Origin of the sequence: Corynebacterium sp. 122RC1 (genome assembly GCF_024580955.1) — a bacterium.
In the GTDB taxonomy this organism is placed as follows: Bacteria; Actinomycetota; Actinomycetes; order Mycobacteriales; family Mycobacteriaceae; genus Corynebacterium; species Corynebacterium kozikiae.
Genome location: NZ_JANIKD010000013.1, coordinates 1 through 15,070, shown reverse-complemented (window position 1 = coordinate 15,070; position 15,070 = coordinate 1). Strand labels below are relative to the sequence as shown.

The window sequence follows — 15,070 nt, the reverse complement described above, 5'->3', positions numbered from 1 at the left end:
ATGGTGCGCTCGTTTATCCTCGGCACCTTCAACTCACTGGCTACCGGGTGCCGCATCACCAACCCACCGGTACTCACCCCGACAGCCAGGGTGGTCGATGAGGTGGAGATCATCGGCGGGGAAGGTCGGTTGATGCGCCCGCGTGGCTGGAGCCTTCGCACCCTCACCATCGGCCTGCTCGCCCCCACGCTTGAGGTCATCGACCAGCTTGCCGGGGTGTGTGCCACGCCGGGGGTGGAGTTGCGGCTTAGTCACCTGCCTGGCCGCTTCTTCCTCACCGCCTCCAGCGCAGTCAGTGAAGTGACCCGGTTTGGTAGCCGCTTTCAGGCCACCCTCGAGATCGCCTGCCGGCCTTTCACCTACCTGGAGTCGGGCCTTACCCCCATCACCTTGCCAGCAGGCGGCAGCGTGCAGGTGAGCAACCCGAGCCTCATCCCAGCCCGCCCCACCATCACCCTCACGGGCTCCGGGCAAGCCACCTTCCGCATCGGGGCTACGCCATACACCGTGCGGTTGCCGGGCTCAGGAGAGCTGGTCATCGACTGCGCAGCACGCACCTGCACCGTCTCCGGGCAGATCGCCCTCGACGCCCTGACCGCCACTGATTTTCCTGTCCTGCCTGCCGGCACCACGACCGTCAGTGTCCCTGCTGGTGTGTCTGGCCGGCTCCTACCTCGTTGGAGGCACCCATGATCACCCTGCACGACTCCAGCCTGCAGCAGGGCACCACCTTCACCACCAGCGGCCGCATGGTGCTCGACCCCCACCTGGCCAGCGCGCAGGTGAGCGAAGAGATCAACGGGGCCTTCACGCTGACCTTGGCCTGGCCGCTAGGCGCGCTGGGCATGGTGGCCGAGGGCGACATTGTGGCAACCCCGGTTCCTGGCATAGGCCGTCAGGGTTTCCGCATCACCACCCTGGAAGCCACCAGCGACCAGCTGATCACCGCCACCTGCACCCACATCACCAGCGACCTCGCATCGAACGTGATCGTGGATAGGGCTGCCGTGAACCGCACCGCCAGCGAGGCCCTGGCCTACCTGCTCTCGTCCCTGTCAGCCCCACACCCTTTCACCGCGGGCCCTGCTACGAGTATGGGGTATCGCACGACAGCTCGGTGGGTGCGTAAAACCGGCCTGGAAGCCCTCGTCGATGACGAGGTCGGACTGCTCTCGCGATGGGGTGGGGAGATCATCCGTGACAACACCCGCATCACCTGGGTGAGCGCGCGCGGGAGGGACCGCGGGGCGAGCGTGTGGGAAGGTAAAAACCTCACGGGCTTGACCGTCACTCGCGACACCACCAGCCTTGCCACCCGCATCCTGCCGGTCGGCTTTGACGGGCTGACCTTGCCGGAAGTCTTCGTCGACTCACCCCGCATCACTGACTATCCGCACCCGTATATCCGTGTGATGTCTTTCGAGCAGATCAAGGCTGCCAAGGATCCGGCCAACCCCGGTGAGGGCGAGCTGCCCCGCGATGAGGCACTCGCCGCGCTGCGTGACGCAGCCCGGGCGCTGTTTGACGTCGAGCATGTCGACCAGCCGGCCCTGGTCATTGAAGCCGAGATGGCTCCCGACCAGGTGGGCTTGGAACAAGTCCTGATCGGGGATCGGGTGACGGTGCATGCCGACGCTTATGGTCTGCAGGCCAGCGCCCGTATCACCGGCTACACCTTCAACCCACTAACTGGAACATATGAGTCGCTGACCCTGGCCACCCACCCCAGTGTGGTGGCGGCGAGAACGTTGACCGGCCAGATCAAGGCCTTGACCGCGCATGCGGCTACCCGGGCAGAAGACACTGCCATGGCGTTGATCTCGGCTAACGGGTCTAACACTGTCTACTACCAGGCAGATGAGCCGGCCGGTGCCCGCCTGGGGGACACCTGGTTCCAGGACGTGGGCGATGGGGCGGTGGCGATCTGGGTGTACCAAACCACCACTACCGGTGAGCCTGGCTGGGTGCAGGTCGCCGGAGACATCACCGCCGCAGCAATCAGCGCCGAACTCGCACACACCCGCACCGAGATCGCCCAGATCAGCACTGACCTGGGTGGGCGGATCACCCAGATGAACAGTGAGTTCGATGCCGAGGTGGCGTCGGTACGCACCGACATGCAGGCAGGTTTCGACCAGGCAGTACAGCAAGCCCAGGCCTTGGAAGAGGACATTAACTCTGCGATCAGCCAGGTGCGCGCTGACTTTCAGGCCGGGGACGCCGCAAACGGGCAGGCTGTCCACGACTTGTCGGCCCGGGTTGACGACGCTATCGCCAAGGCCAGGGCTGACTTCGGTGACAAGGACAAGGAGCTCACCGATCGCATCAACCAGATGGACACCGACTTCGATGCCGCCTACCAGGCCCTCGAAGGAGAGGTGGACGGCAAGGTTGGTGCCGGTGGGGTGATTGCCGCGATCAACGCCTCCCCAGAAGTCGAGCTGATCGCCGGCAAACGCCTGCACGTCACCGGGCAAGCACTCATTGATACGGCCGTGATCAAGACATCCATGATCGCTGACGCCGCCATCACCAACGCCAAGATAGGCGCGGTGGACGCTGCGAAAATCACCACCGGCTACCTCGATGCTGCCCGCATCAAGGCCGCCTCCATCAGCTCCGACAAGCTCAGTATTGCGGCCGGGTTCATCACCACCGCGATGATCGCGGACGCCGCGATCACGAGCGCGAAAATCGCGAGTCTGGATGCTGCGAAGATCACCAGTGGCTATATCAGTGCTGCCCGGATTGCTGCTTCCTCCATCACGAGTGACAAGCTCAGTATTGCGGCCGGGTTCATCACCACCGCGATGATCGCGGACGCTGCGATCACGAGCGCGAAGGTGGCCTCGTTGGATGCCGGCAAGATTACCACCGGCACCCTGAGTGCTGCGCGGATCGGTGCAGGCAGCATCACCAGCGACAAGCTCACGATCGCCGCCGGGTTCATCAAGACCGCCATGATCGCAGACGCTGCGATCACCAGCGCGAAGATCGGCTCGCTGGATGCCGGCAAGATCACCACCGGCACCCTGAGCGCTGCACGTATCGGGTCACGGTCGATCACCGCGGACAAGCTCGCCTCCAACGCGATCCAAGTGGGTCTGGCGGGCTGGTCGAACACGATCCGGATTACCCCGTACTCAATCTCCTGGTATGACGGGTCAACCCTGGAGGGGCAGATCACCAGCCAGGGCATGGCGTTTTGGTACGGCACCCGCAAGATCGGGCGGATCGGCGAGCAGTACAAGAAGGACTACCCAGACGTTCGAGGCATTACGAACGCGCTGGAGCACACCGGGGACTTCGTGGACTGGGCGTATAAAGCCTCGTCGACAGCAACAGTGTTCACCACAATGCTCACCTTGGATCCCAAGGGGAAGTTCTGGGGCCAGTCCGGCATCCACCTGGGCAGCAGCCTGCGCACCCACGGGTGGGCGTTCTACACCGCCGGCAACCGCTCCATCACCCTCCAAGACGTCACGCTGAACGGTCTGGGCACATTCCCGGGGTGGTCTTCGAGTAACAACCTGGCCAAGATCGCCTTCCACACCTACGACGTCATGGTGGTCACCAACGGCTCCTACTACAACATGACCCGCCTATTCGACCGGGTCAAAGACCTCATGAGCCGGGTCAACGCCCTGATCAGCCTGCTCAACCAGGGCTGGATCAAAACCATCCGCGACGCTGGTGGCGGGCGGGTGACCTGGGAGTACTACTCGAACACCGGCTGGCAAACCATGTCCACGTCCCTCACCTAACCACCCCACCCCACCCCTTGAAGATTTGGAGGCACCTATGTCGATCATCATCACCAACCAGTACCTGACCAGCATCTGCGAACTCCTGGCGTCGCTGCCGCTTGCTGGTGCCGCATCCAGAGCCCGCTCCAAAGTCCTGGCCATGACCACCCTGGCCGCCCAGGACCTCGCCGAGAGCGAGTTGGAGCTCGCCCGCGAGCACGCCCTGTGCGATACGACCGGCACACCCGAGGTCGACGGCGACGGCCATATTCGTTTCGCCACCCCTGAGCAGGCGGCCGCCTTCATCCAGGCACGCGGCGTGCTGCTCGCCGAGAGAGCGGAACTGTCTGGCCCGTCGTACACCACCATGGCGCGCACCTTGTATGAGGCACTCACCGAACTCACCCGACCATTCTCGGGTGATGAGGCTGCGGCCTACGACCACCTGTGTGACGCCCTGGAAGCACACCTAGCCGCCACCAAGGAGGAGGTGAGCGGGGATGAGTGACACCACCGACACCGTCGAGGCCACCACCGAAACTATCGAGTCCGCCGGTGAGAGCTCGAATGGGCTGACCGGCGGAGCGCATTCGGTGCTGCTCGAACCCGACCACGACACCACACCCATCCCAGCGGCAGACCCGTCACCGGTCAGTGTGCCGTTGCCGCAGGCCAGCACAGGCTCGGTGGATGTGGCCTGGGAAGTCCTCGATGTCCTCACCGGCCCCGACGGCCTGCTCTAACACCACACAGATAGGAGAGGCCCATGCGTACTGCCTGGACTGTTTCACACACACTTTTCACCACGATTGGAGGCATTGTGGGCTGGTTTCTAGGAGGGGCCGACGGTTTCCTGCTCGCCCTGGTCACCCTGGTGGCCATCGACTATGCAACCGGCGTGATCGCCGCCTTCGCCACTGGGGAGCTCTCCAGCTCGGTGGGGTTTAGAGGGATCGCCCGCAAGGTCATGATCTTCGCCCTGGTGGGCCTGGCCAACATCCTCGACGTTCACGTCCTGGGTGAAGGCGGAGTCCTGCGGACAGCCACGATCTTCTTCTACCTGGCCAACGAGGGCCTCTCCATCGTGGAAAACGCTGCCCGTATTGGGCTGCCTGTCCCAGACAAGCTCCGCGACGCGCTTGCCACCATCACCCAGCACCCGGCCCGGGGCCGGCATGCCTATACCGGCCCGCCCGTCAATGACCCGGCCGGTGATCCGCCACCGACCCCACCCGGGGACAGTGATTCCCCCGAGTCCACTCAGCCGCCGCGCAGTTCTGCCGGCGGCTTTCTTGCACCCGAAAACACCCCAAAGGAGACACCATGAGCTACCAGCAGTCTTTCACCCCAGCACACCCGTCGAACTACACCAAGGGTCGTGGCGGTAAGCGCATCACCACCATCGTCATCCACCACTGGGACGACCCCGCGCGCAACCCGCAACTGTCCGGCGTGATCGCCACCTTCCAAAACCCCGGCCGAGGAGCATCAGCTCACTTCGTGGTCGAAGCAGGCCGCGTGGTGCAGATGGTGGACCTGGCCAACACCGCCTGGCATGCCGGCAACTGGCCTATCAACCAGTGCTCCATCGGCATCGAGTGCAACCCGCGCTGCTCGGATGGAGACAAGGCGACCATTGGTGAGCTGATCCGAAACCTGCAGGCCACCTACGGGCCGCTGCGGATCATCGGTCACAAGGACGCTTCATCCACCGCTTGTCCTGGCCGCTACTATCCGCCCGCCAGCGTGCTTGGCCCCTACATCACCGGTGGTGGCAGCCCGACTGCTCCCGCACCCAGTGTGGGTGGGGACATTGAGTCCCTCGCTCAGGCGGTCATCCGCGGAGAGTACGGAAACGGTGAGGACCGCAAGGTCCGCCTGGGCAGCCAGTATTCGGCAGTTCAGGCCAGGGTCAACGAGATCCTTGCCGGCCGCGCCTCAAAGCCCGCACCTTCCGCACCCGCCAGCCCGGCACCGGCACCGGCACCTGACATTGAGGCACTAGCGGATGCGGTCATCCGAGGCGACTACGGCAACGGCGAGGACCGTAAGGCCCGCCTGGGACACCTGTATGAGGCGGTCCAGGCCAGGGTCAACGCCAAGCTCTCTGGCAGCGCCCCCGCTCCTGCGCCGGGCCCGAACCTGGAGGCCCTGGCGGACGCGGTGATTCGTGGCGAGTACGGCAACGGGGCTGAGCGCCGCAACCGGCTCGGCCACCTCTACGACGCTGTTCAGGCGATCGTCAACCGCAAGCTCTCCTGACCACCAGTCCCTTTCTGGCATTGCGCCCCTGCCCACCAACACCGGTGGGTGGGGGCGCTTTTGCCGTTTCCAGGGGGTTATCACCACCAACCTGCCACCGCCTAGAGCGTGGCAGCCCCCGCTGCCCCTAGAGGCAACGCATCCGTGTCCGGTTTACGTGCCGGCCAAGGACGCATGGGTGAAAGGACGGTGAGAGGACCATGGAGCCACGCGTGCAGCGAAAGATCATCACGCTTCGGGAAGGTGGAGCCAGCTTCGGGCAGATCGCAGCAATAACTGGGGTGGGGCGAGAGACGATCAAGTCGTGGTGCAGGCGCAACAACATCACCCCACACCCCAGACGCACACCCACCAGTGGGGTCTGCGAGCACTGCGGGAAAGCCATCGACCAGCCCCGGCGTGGGCAGAGATTTTGCAGCCGAGCCTGCCGCATGTCCTGGTGGCACACCCACCCGATGATGCTTGAGCGACGCGCCATCACCACCCACACCTGTGCCGGCTGCGGGGCGACCTTCGAGGCGTATGGCAACAAGCACCGCAAGTACTGCACGCACGCCTGCTACATCCGCACCCGTTTCGGAACCCGGGGCGGTCGCCCATGACCAGCCACGCCACCAGCGCATACTGGCAGGCAGAAACCCAGACGGCAGCAGACCTGGACTTCCTAGATTCCCTTGCCGCCCGAGGGCTGCTCACCGCCAGTCAGGTACGCGCCATTCACCGCCAGCTCGCCGCCTCCTGGGAGAAGACCAGGGTGGGGTTTACCCGCGCCAGGACTTGATAAACCCGGCGTGTAGAGCGTTCATGTCACACACGAGAACACCACCGGCGAGACCCGCACGGGCAGAAAGGAGCAGCAGATGAGCCCAGATTTTAAGACCATCACACCACGACGCACACCCACCAGCCGCATCCGCGTGGCCGCCTACTGCCGGGTCTCAACCATGTCGGAGACCCAAGCAGGATCCCTCGCCGCTCAGGTCTCGGCCTACTCCAAGCTCATCCACGCTAACCCTGCCTGGCAGTTCGCCGGGATCTACACCGACCAAGGAATCTCCGGCACCACCAGCAACAGGCCCGGGTTTGCCGACATGATGGACCACGCCAGAGCCGGCGACTTCCAGATCCTGCTGGTCAAGTCCATCTCCCGCCTGGCACGCAACACCGTCGACCTGCTTTCATGCGTGCGCGAGCTCGCCACGCTCGGGGTGGCGGTACGGTTCGAGAGAGAAAACATTGACACCTCCAGCGCGGAAGGCGAGCTCATGCTCACCCTGCTGGCCTCCTTCACACAGGAAGAATCCCGCTCCCTGTCACAGAACGTGAAGTGGGCGATCCGCAACCGGTACAAGACCGGTGTCACCAACTCCCACCGCATCTACGGATACACCTGGGTAGGCGGAAGCCTGCACATCAACGACGATGAGGCCCAGGTTGTGCGCCGCGTCTTTGACGAGTACCTGGCCGGGGTGAGCCCCGAGGCTATTGCCGACCGACTCAACGCCGAGGGGCTGCGCGCACGAGGAGGAGGAAACTTCCTCGGCTCGGTGATCCGCACCTGGCTGGAAAACCCCCGCTACGTGGGCAACGAAATGCTGCAAGCCACCTACACCGACGGTCCTGGAGGAAAGCTCGTCGTCAACGACGGGGCACTACCCAAGTACTGGGTTGAGGGAGCAAACCCTCCCATCATCGACGAGGCCACCTGGAGGCGAGTCCAAGACGAGCTCGCCCGCAGACGCCAATCCGGCGGCAGAGCCCTGACCCCTAGTGGTGGGACGTGCGCGCTGACCCACAGGGTGGTGTGCAGCCAGTGTGGGCGACGTTTCCACCGGCGCACCAAAACCCGTAAGCACATCTCCTACAAGTACTGGTGGTGCGAAACCGCCACGAGGGGGCAAGGTAACCCTTGCCGGGCACCGCAGATCAGGGAAGCCCAGCTCAAGAGCGCTATCACCACCCATCTGGGATTAGGTGAGTGGGATGACCAGCAAGTCATCGAGCGCCTCGAGCAGGTCACCGTCTATCCCAGCGGGAAAGTCACCGTGACGAAACGAGGTGCGCACACCGCTGAGCCCGTGATGGCAGGAAAGGAGTAACCCCATGGCCACCGTCACCACCATCCCGGCACGGCCCGCCAAGACGCTCACTCCTACGACGGTGCGGGCCCGGCGTAAGGTCGCGGCCTACGCGCGAGTGTCCACGGACCTGGAAGAACAACAATCCTCCTACCAGGCACAAATCGACTACTACACCAACTACATCCAAGGCCGGGCCGATTGGGAGTTCGTTGGGATGTATGCCGATGAGGGGATTTCAGGAACATCAACGAAGCACCGGCAAGGCTTCCAAACCATGATCACCGACGCTTTGGCCGGCCGTATCGATCTGATCGTGACCAAGAGCGTGTCCCGGTTTGCCCGCAACACCGTCGACTCGCTCACCAGCGTGCGGGCCCTCAAAGAAGCCGGCGTGGAGGTCTACTTCGAGAAAGAAAACATCTGGACCCTGGACTCCAAAGGCGAACTACTCATCACCATCATGAGTAGCCTCGCCCAGGAAGAATCCCGCTCCATCTCCGAGAACGTCACCTGGGGACACCGCAGGCGTTTCGCGGAAGGAAAAGTCATGGTGCCCTACGCCTCCCTGCTGGGCTACAAGAAAGGCGACGACGGGGGCCTAGCTGTTGATGAAGACCAAGCCAGGATCGTGCGACGCATCTACCGTGAATACCTGGCAGGGCACTCACCCAAAACCATCGCCGCACACCTCACCGAAGATGGTATCCCCACACCCTTGGGGAAGAAGACCTGGAACGTGTCCACCATCAACTCGATCCTGCGCAACGAAAAATACAAAGGCGACGCCCTGCTGCAGAAAACCTTCACCGTGGACTTCCTAACCAAAACCACCAAACGCAACGAAGGAGAAATACCCCAGTACTACGTGACCGGTAACCACGAGGCCATCATTGCCCCGGCCGTGTGGGACCAAGTCCAGAGTGAGCTGGCCAGGCGCTCTGGCAGGTCACGCTCCTTTAGCCACCCGTTCGCCTCGAAAATCGAGTGCGGGTGCTGTGGGGGATGGTACGGGCCGAAAACCTGGCATGCTGGCAGCCGCTACGAGCGGCGCATCTGGCGGTGCAACCGCAAATACGATCCCGCCGGCGACCAGCAATGCGCGACCAAGCACGTAACCGAGAACGAGCTGATCGCCGCGTTCGAGCAGGCCACCAGCCAGTTCGCACCACCACCCAGCCCCGAGGTACTCGAAGCTGCCCTCGACCAGCTCGGTGACCCTCACGCGCTCGAGGCCAAGCTCGCCCAGGCAATCACCGCACGCGACGCAGTGGTGGACGCGATCAACGCACTCATCCGCTCTGCAGCCAACACCGACTTCAACCCTGACGCCTTCGAGGCTGACCATGCACGGCTCGAAGCCGACTACCAGCACCACCTCAGCACCGTCGAGGCTATCGAAGGGCATCTACGCGAGCTCGAAGCCAAGCGTGCGGCCATTACCGCGTTCCACCAGTACCGTAGTGAGAACGCCGCAATCAGCTACACGCCTGAAGCCTGGCGAGCCCTCGTCGACCACGCCACCATCCACTCCGACGGCACAATCACCATCACGTTCAACGACGGCACAACCCTCTAGACAGGCCGTTCCCTTGCCCCAGGTACATGTGACCTGGGGCTTCGTCGTTCTCGCTAATGTCTTGCACCCACCTGCACCCAGAGATGCACCCACCGGGCCTCGCAATGCACCCACCTGGGCTCGGAGTACACCCACCCCAGCCTTTGTATCCATCGTGACCACCTTTGGTCTCTTAAAGCCTAACTGCCGATCCGGCTTCCAATTCCGCATCTCATGGAATATTTCTGCTAGATAGGCCCGAACGCGGCCCCATCTGCAAGGATTCCTCCACGAGATGCGCACAGCGCGTCAGTTCGGCACCCCCACCTCGTCGTCAGGCGTGAAAATCTCCTCGATGCTCCGGCCGAACGTGCGCGCGATTGAGAACGCGAGCGGGAGGGACGGGTCGAAGCGCCCTTTTTCTATGGAGATAATCGTTTGTCGGGAAACACCCAGAACCTCGGCGAGCTTTTCTTGCGAATAGCCTGCCTCTTTCCGCAAGGTAACAAGGTTGTTCTTCATCGCTCGCCTCGCACCTCCCACAGATAGAAACCAACAAGCGAAATCATCATCGCCACGCACACGCACACGAGCACCGCCGCAACAATGGGCGGGCCAAAAATAACAAATCCAGTGACTACAAGCCCCAGGCCACCCATCACAAGGAAGAAACTGTGCGCGGCAGCGCGAGTCAACCAGGTAGCTTCAACCGAGTTCTCCGGATCCCGCACAGCGCCCGTGAGCGACGACCGATCGACCACAATCACCCAGGTGAGCACGCAAAAAATTGGGAACACACATAGGCCATAGATGAGCGCGGTTTGCCACCACTGCGAGTAATCCTCGCGAAATTGCGCAACAACGATTCCAAAAATCGCGGCGAGCACAAGGCCACCTACCACGGCGACGGGTGCAGCCGGGCGACGCTGGACCCCAAAAGCGAGATATCCAAACGCGGGCTTCTTATCCATCGTGTCCAATCCTTTCGATCGAAAATATAAAACTCACTTTACTGTCAAGGCTTATTTACGTCAAGTGCGCTTTACATACGTGCCCTCGTTCATCATCGTGGTGAGCTAGCGCAGCCCGGTGGCTAAAGTGGGTCGTCGGGCAGTTGACACGCAGCACACTCCTCAGCACTCGGACACAAAGGACACCCCGCATACACCTCCTCGACCGATTCCGGTCGCTTCGCGATTCGTTCCTCATGTTTCCCGGGCTCTTTATCCTGGGCGGGATCGTGCTCGCGCAGCTCCTTATTTGGGTAGACAGGTCAATTGACACCCAGCCCCATTCGAGCGATTCGATCCTCTTCACGGTGGGAGTGGACGGCGCGCGCGACATCCTTTCGACGCTGGCGTCCGTCCTGTCCGTGGCAACGATGGCATTTTCGATCGCCATCTCGGTGATGAGCACGGCGAGCAGACAGGTATTTATCCAGTTCATGCTTGTAGGCCATGCACATTTCTGTGCGGTAAACCACTACCTACGCCTGAAGCCTTGTGGGCAACATGCGCCTGGAAGTGCTCGGCAATGTCGGCGGCCACCTTAGCTACGTGGTCAGGGGCCTTGATGAGCATCTCAACGCTGGATGCCTGTTTGAAGAGTTTCACGCAGTCCGTTTCGGTGAACTCGTTTTCCCGCATCAGCTACTCAAACGCGATATCGATAGCGTGCTTATCGAGGTGAATTTCAGACAGGCGCGGCTCAAAGTTCAGCTGCAGCATTGCACCGTAGCGCTGGGTGGCGGCACTCATGCCCCTGGGTGTGCTGCTCGACACGATCGCGTGCCACCACCTGAACGAACATCCAAAGCGGGCGCACACCCCGGCGACGATTGATGAGGTCATCCCCGTAAGAATTTAGGGCTTGGCTCGAACACTTTTCTGCATACGTCCAACGTGCGACACGGGTTCGACAGAACTCACGGGTGAGGAATTTCTAGCACTGCCACACTGGTGCGTTGTCCCAGTTCCGAGGCATTCCCATCATCGCAGGGGTAATACCTGGAATATGAGTGGGAAACTCACTCAGGACCACCTGGAGAGTGCGCTGCTTAGATGATGCTCCCATCCGTGCAAGCAGATAAGCCAATATAGTCAGCGCTGCGAACGGTTTACCGGGATTGCGCAAGCAAGCGGAAAACTGCGCGCTGTTTTCTTTGTACTTCGTAATTGGTCTGACTGTCACGACTTTGTTCCACAGTCGTGCGTGGTGGGCGCTGATGTTGCGAAGGAGGTTCATAGTGCGAAGCCATGATTCAAACTCGTCGGCACGGCATCCGAACCGGTCTGCAATTACGCAGCGTTGGTCGAACGGAGCCAGTGAAAATAAAGTGACGAGCCCGCCGAAGTCTAATGCCTCCGTGAGTACCCAGACCGGCATGTGGTCGTCATAGTTGCGCCGGTGATGAATAACGAATTCTTCTTTTGAACGCTTCAGCGCATCGTTGAGTTTCTTGGTGAACTCTGCAGCACGACGTGCCATTTTTCCAGATGGCCAGAGCTGCTCGAGGCGCTCATGTAAGAGCGGGTCAACACGCCCGAGCTCGTGACCGACTCGGATTCGCACCGCTAACTCGAGCTCGCGGACTGCCAGCCAGACTGCCGACCGGAGGTTTTCATCAAACTGGTACAGCTGGACGACATTGTGCATCGACGAGCCGGGGAGGAAGCGCTCGCTGCGCTCGATGGAATCGGCAGTTCCACTTGTTCGATATCGAAATGGGTAGGCGAATCCAGACAGCCGGTAGTAGCCAGTGTGCTCTATTAGATCTCGGAAGTCTGGGGCGTCAGTCAACCCGCGCTGGACCAGGATGTCTATCTGCTCGTCCAAGCTTACCCACGGCTTGACCATCGACATCCCCCCTAGATACATGATGACCGGCCCTGACCCCATCCGCAGACGAGGCGAGCCGGTACTAGTGAGATTAGGTTAGCACGAACCTGCTCTGAGAACCAAGAACTCAGAGCCGCTCAGCCTCAGAGTGCTGCCGTACCCCAGTTTCTCACTTGCTCATGCTCCTACATTCGCTGTGTTGGGGCTTTGCCGTCTCTACACCACCTTGCAGGCACTGTGTCTAATGCAACTTTTGGCCTGAAAATCGGCCTGGAGGGTGAGCACGAGTTCAAGCACGCCATCACTGAGATCAACCATGAGATGCGCGCGCTTGGTACAAAGATGAAGGAGATGACTTCCCAGTCCGGCAAGTGCGCCACCGACGCCGATGCTTTCACAGCCCGCACCAAGTGTTCGGCCGGGAGATCGAAGCCCAGAAGAACAAAATCTAGGCTTTGAAGGCTGCGCTCGATAATGGCGATACCTCCGATGGTGAATCCGACTCCCGCACCCAGAATTGGCGGATTCAACTGAATAGCGCCACGGCGAGGCTTTACGACATTGAGCGCGTACTCGGTGAAAACACCACCAAGTTCCAGCAACTCTCCACCGCTGCCGGATCGAGCGAGATCAAACTCAAAGACGCAGCCCAAGGTGCTGACAAAATTGGCCGTGATGTTGAATAGCTCGGCTCAGAGATGGACGGCACTAGCGGTAAGAGGTCCAGACCCGCATCTGCGGGGATGTGCTCAAGCCAACCCAGAACTCAGACCCAATGGTTACTGTTGGTTTTATTAGATGACGCCGATGACAACTCCTCGGTAAGGTGACCTTATGCTTGAGCAGTACGAACAGTTCCTTTCCCGCAGGTTGTACAAGTTTCAGAACGAAACGGTTCCAGCTATGCTCGCAAGTTTTGATGATCCTGAGGTCGTTTTGGACGGAGATCGTCCGTTTCCACGCCAACTGGTTGAGGAGATTCTAGAGAGCGAGCGCAGCTACGAAGACAAGGTTGTCGCAGTTCTTGTTGCCATCGGATCCTGGTGTATTGCCTCGAGTGGAGCTCAATGGTCAGCAGGGCCAATTGAGGATGGTATCTATTCAGAGCGTGTAGGTATTGGGCTTAAGGTAGAAGATGGGCGGGCATTTTCACCCCTAGTTGGGCACGCGGAAGAGATCGTCACACAGTGGCCTGGTTCTACTGAAACCCTTGATGTAACTGAAGCTATTTCCGATTTCTCAAAACGCCAATATCGTAAACAAATGTAGACACTTATAGCCTGTATTTAACGACAGCTACGCTTTTCAAGAGTGGTTGTTCCGTTGATATGCCATCTCGGATTCAGTGAACTCTGGCGCTGCCGTCGAGTTTCCTGGGCGGAGTTTTTGCAACGGACAATCTGCACCCACCCCAGGCTTTGTATCCATCGTGACCACCTTTGGTCCAATGTCATCGGCTCCAATAGTGCCCCGGATTTGATACGGCCGAGGGCTGGGCTGGGCGAGTATGCCTTTGGGGGTTATTATTTTGGGTCCGCTCTCAAATGTTTTCATGTGGCTTAGGCCCGGAACAACTCGTCGTGCGATCCGGTGCGCTGGAAATAAGCGGTCTGGTCAGCAACTCGCCAAATGACCAACCAATCCCCCGCGTTCGCCACGTGGCATTCATTGCTTCAGGCCCATTCACCCGACAATTTGTGCATCCGATGTCTTCATTTGAGAATCTCTTGCGATTCCAAGCTGTTATCAAGAACAAGATCAATCAAAGCCTCAAGCTCAGCCAGATCCCAATGTCTTTTGGTCGCCTTCTTCTTAAGATCCCGACTAAAAGCAGACGTAAATTTTGCTGTAAGACGATTGGTCATGTCAAAGCAGCTTTGAGGAGATCTGCACCAGAAGCATAACTTTCACCGCTTCCGGTGGAGATCATTTCTTCGGTTTCTCGGATCGCTTCTAGGCTTTCAACATTGGGACGGCGATAGTCAAACGAAAGCGGAATCGCATTGGTATTCACAATCTCCGTGAAAAAGGCACGAACAACCGCGGACAGATCGAGCCCTTACTCTTCCACCACCTTGGCGGCCTCGTCCTTAAGATCACTATCGATCCGCACCGTCAAACTACTTTTCACCACAACCCCTCCATCATCACCATTTGCACCAACAGCTTAAGGTATATGCACGAACAACAACACCACATCATGTGAAACATTGAGCATCGACCGTATTGTGTTGCTTATTCTGCTTGCAGTGCAATGGCCGTGTCATAAAGGCCAACCTGGCGCAGGTCTGCGCGGCGCTTCTGTTCCGCATGCGAGGCGTAGTCAACGTAGGACAGCGAGGCGTCCTCATAGCGGCAGAAGGCGAAGACCGCCTGGTTCATGTGGATGGAGTTGAAAACACCAGATTCACCAGTATTCTCTCAACCTCATGCGTGTGAGCTGTTGCGTTGGTCGATAGCTTAAAGTCGATAGGCCGCCGCGTTGGTCGATAGGACCTCGGATTTGGGAAAACCGCGTCCTATCGACTTTGGGCTATCGACCAACGCGCAAAAGACCCCAAAAGGCCCCCAAAGGCCCAGCCCACGCC

19 protein-coding genes and 1 pseudogene are annotated in these 15,070 nt (G+C 60.3%); 13 read left to right on the top strand and 7 right to left on the bottom strand.

What is annotated here, in order from left to right:
- From NQ050_RS07440 to NQ050_RS07400, 9 genes and pseudogenes are all read left to right on the top strand, one after another.
- Window positions 1–693: a hypothetical protein gene (locus tag NQ050_RS07440; RefSeq protein WP_053793919.1), complete on the top strand. Its 693-nt coding sequence runs from the start codon at window positions 1–3 to the stop codon at window positions 691–693.
- On the top strand, window positions 690–3,764 hold the full coding sequence (locus NQ050_RS07435) for a phage tail spike protein (protein WP_257038678.1): 3,075 nt from the start codon (window positions 690–692) through the stop codon (window positions 3,762–3,764). Before NQ050_RS07440 ends, NQ050_RS07435 begins: the two co-directional genes overlap by 4 nt.
- Window positions 3,765–3,801: 37 nt before the next feature.
- The gene (locus tag NQ050_RS07430) at window positions 3,802–4,254 is read left to right on the top strand and encodes a hypothetical protein (RefSeq protein WP_053793917.1); all 453 of its coding nucleotides are present in this window, start codon (window positions 3,802–3,804) and stop codon (window positions 4,252–4,254) included.
- Window positions 4,247–4,489 (top strand): hypothetical protein, encoded by a 243-nt coding sequence (locus NQ050_RS07425; protein ID WP_053793916.1) that lies wholly within the window; start codon window positions 4,247–4,249, stop codon window positions 4,487–4,489. Before NQ050_RS07430 ends, NQ050_RS07425 begins: the two co-directional genes overlap by 8 nt.
- A gap of 23 nt (window positions 4,490–4,512) precedes the next feature.
- Window positions 4,513–4,887: pseudogene (locus NQ050_RS07420) on the top strand (holin family protein); the annotation flags it as partial.
- 182 nt (window positions 4,888–5,069) lie between these two features.
- Window positions 5,070–6,008, top strand: coding sequence for an N-acetylmuramoyl-L-alanine amidase (locus NQ050_RS07415; RefSeq protein ID WP_053793915.1), 939 nt, complete (start codon window positions 5,070–5,072; stop codon window positions 6,006–6,008).
- Window positions 6,009–6,606: 598 nt separating this feature from the next.
- Complete coding sequence (locus NQ050_RS07410) at window positions 6,607–6,789, top strand: hypothetical protein (protein ID WP_053793914.1); 183 nt, start codon at window positions 6,607–6,609, stop codon at window positions 6,787–6,789.
- 79 nt (window positions 6,790–6,868) lie between these two features.
- Window positions 6,869–8,107 carry a recombinase family protein gene (locus tag NQ050_RS07405; protein ID WP_080999253.1) on the top strand — a complete coding sequence of 413 codons (1,239 nt, stop codon included), beginning with the start codon at window positions 6,869–6,871 and terminating at the stop codon, window positions 8,105–8,107.
- A gap of 4 nt (window positions 8,108–8,111) precedes the next feature.
- Window positions 8,112–9,665, top strand: a complete 1,554-nt coding sequence (locus NQ050_RS07400; protein ID WP_053793913.1) for a recombinase family protein — start codon at window positions 8,112–8,114, stop codon at window positions 9,663–9,665.
- Window positions 9,666–9,953: 288 nt separating this feature from the next.
- Here NQ050_RS07400 and NQ050_RS07395 read toward each other — a convergent pair whose 3' ends face one another.
- Window positions 9,954–10,166, bottom strand: a complete 213-nt coding sequence (locus NQ050_RS07395) for a helix-turn-helix transcriptional regulator (RefSeq protein ID WP_257038676.1) — start codon at window positions 10,164–10,166, stop codon at window positions 9,954–9,956.
- Complete coding sequence (locus NQ050_RS07390; RefSeq protein ID WP_257038675.1) at window positions 10,163–10,615, bottom strand: hypothetical protein; 453 nt, start codon at window positions 10,613–10,615, stop codon at window positions 10,163–10,165. Before NQ050_RS07390 ends, NQ050_RS07395 begins: the two co-directional genes overlap by 4 nt.
- 143 nt (window positions 10,616–10,758) lie before the next feature.
- On the opposite strand from NQ050_RS07390, the gene NQ050_RS11255 reads away from it, so the two are divergent.
- On the top strand, window positions 10,759–11,196 hold the full coding sequence (locus tag NQ050_RS11255) for a DUF2254 family protein (RefSeq protein WP_368734690.1): 438 nt from the start codon (window positions 10,759–10,761) through the stop codon (window positions 11,194–11,196).
- Window positions 11,147–11,485 carry a hypothetical protein gene (locus tag NQ050_RS07385; protein ID WP_257038674.1) on the top strand — a complete coding sequence of 113 codons (339 nt, stop codon included), beginning with the start codon at window positions 11,147–11,149 and terminating at the stop codon, window positions 11,483–11,485. Before NQ050_RS11255 ends, NQ050_RS07385 begins: the two co-directional genes overlap by 50 nt.
- 100 nt (window positions 11,486–11,585) lie before the next feature.
- Here the strand turns inward: NQ050_RS07385 and NQ050_RS07380 are convergent, their stop codons facing one another.
- Window positions 11,586–12,506 (bottom strand): Abi family protein, encoded by a 921-nt coding sequence (locus tag NQ050_RS07380; protein WP_257038673.1) that lies wholly within the window; start codon window positions 12,504–12,506, stop codon window positions 11,586–11,588.
- Window positions 12,507–12,937: 431 nt separating this feature from the next.
- On the opposite strand from NQ050_RS07380, the gene NQ050_RS07375 reads away from it, so the two are divergent.
- Window positions 12,938–13,168, top strand: a complete 231-nt coding sequence (locus NQ050_RS07375) for a hypothetical protein (RefSeq protein WP_257038672.1) — start codon at window positions 12,938–12,940, stop codon at window positions 13,166–13,168.
- Between the two features lie 148 nt (window positions 13,169–13,316).
- Window positions 13,317–13,751, top strand: coding sequence for a hypothetical protein (locus tag NQ050_RS07370; RefSeq protein WP_257038671.1), 435 nt, complete (start codon window positions 13,317–13,319; stop codon window positions 13,749–13,751).
- A 290-nt stretch (window positions 13,752–14,041) separates the two neighbouring features.
- Here the strand turns inward: NQ050_RS07370 and NQ050_RS11250 are convergent, their stop codons facing one another.
- The 4 genes from NQ050_RS11250 to NQ050_RS07355 all read right to left on the bottom strand — a co-directional run bounded on the left by NQ050_RS11250 (window position 14,042) and on the right by NQ050_RS07355 (window position 14,864).
- Window positions 14,042–14,140 (bottom strand): hypothetical protein, encoded by a 99-nt coding sequence (locus NQ050_RS11250; protein ID WP_368734691.1) that lies wholly within the window; start codon window positions 14,138–14,140, stop codon window positions 14,042–14,044.
- A gap of 54 nt (window positions 14,141–14,194) precedes the next feature.
- On the bottom strand, window positions 14,195–14,347 hold the full coding sequence (locus NQ050_RS07365; protein WP_257038669.1) for a type II toxin-antitoxin system YafQ family toxin: 153 nt from the start codon (window positions 14,345–14,347) through the stop codon (window positions 14,195–14,197).
- A complete protein-coding gene (locus NQ050_RS07360) occupies window positions 14,344–14,532 on the bottom strand; it encodes a type II toxin-antitoxin system RelB/DinJ family antitoxin (RefSeq protein ID WP_257038719.1) in 189 nt (62 codons plus the stop codon). The genes NQ050_RS07365 and NQ050_RS07360 overlap by 4 nt, the downstream gene beginning before the upstream one ends.
- Before the next feature lie 185 nt (window positions 14,533–14,717).
- Window positions 14,718–14,864 carry a hypothetical protein gene (locus NQ050_RS07355; RefSeq protein ID WP_257038668.1) on the bottom strand — a complete coding sequence of 49 codons (147 nt, stop codon included), beginning with the start codon at window positions 14,862–14,864 and terminating at the stop codon, window positions 14,718–14,720.
- Between the last annotated feature and the right edge of the window lie 206 nt (window positions 14,865–15,070).

Coding starts and splice junctions, on each gene's coding strand:
- NQ050_RS07355 (WP_257038668.1), bottom strand. CDS start 14,864: ATGAACCAGGCGGTCTTCGCCTTCTGCCGCTATGAGGACGCCTCGCTG.
- NQ050_RS07390 (WP_257038675.1), bottom strand. CDS start 10,615: ATGGATAAGAAGCCCGCGTTTGGATATCTCGCTTTTGGGGTCCAGCGT.
- NQ050_RS07400 (WP_053793913.1), top strand. CDS start 8,112: ATGGCCACCGTCACCACCATCCCGGCACGGCCCGCCAAGACGCTCACT.
- NQ050_RS07405 (WP_080999253.1), top strand. CDS start 6,869: ATGAGCCCAGATTTTAAGACCATCACACCACGACGCACACCCACCAGC.
- NQ050_RS07435 (WP_257038678.1), top strand. CDS start 690: ATGATCACCCTGCACGACTCCAGCCTGCAGCAGGGCACCACCTTCACC.
- NQ050_RS07395 (WP_257038676.1), bottom strand. CDS start 10,166: ATGAAGAACAACCTTGTTACCTTGCGGAAAGAGGCAGGCTATTCGCAA.
- NQ050_RS07380 (WP_257038673.1), bottom strand. CDS start 12,506: ATGTCGATGGTCAAGCCGTGGGTAAGCTTGGACGAGCAGATAGACATC.
- NQ050_RS07370 (WP_257038671.1), top strand. CDS start 13,317: ATGCTTGAGCAGTACGAACAGTTCCTTTCCCGCAGGTTGTACAAGTTT.
- NQ050_RS07365 (WP_257038669.1), bottom strand. CDS start 14,347: ATGACCAATCGTCTTACAGCAAAATTTACGTCTGCTTTTAGTCGGGAT.
- NQ050_RS07425 (WP_053793916.1), top strand. CDS start 4,247: ATGAGTGACACCACCGACACCGTCGAGGCCACCACCGAAACTATCGAG.
- NQ050_RS07415 (WP_053793915.1), top strand. CDS start 5,070: ATGAGCTACCAGCAGTCTTTCACCCCAGCACACCCGTCGAACTACACC.
- NQ050_RS07440 (WP_053793919.1), top strand. CDS start 1: ATGGTGCGCTCGTTTATCCTCGGCACCTTCAACTCACTGGCTACCGGG.
- NQ050_RS07410 (WP_053793914.1), top strand. CDS start 6,607: ATGACCAGCCACGCCACCAGCGCATACTGGCAGGCAGAAACCCAGACG.
- NQ050_RS07430 (WP_053793917.1), top strand. CDS start 3,802: ATGTCGATCATCATCACCAACCAGTACCTGACCAGCATCTGCGAACTC.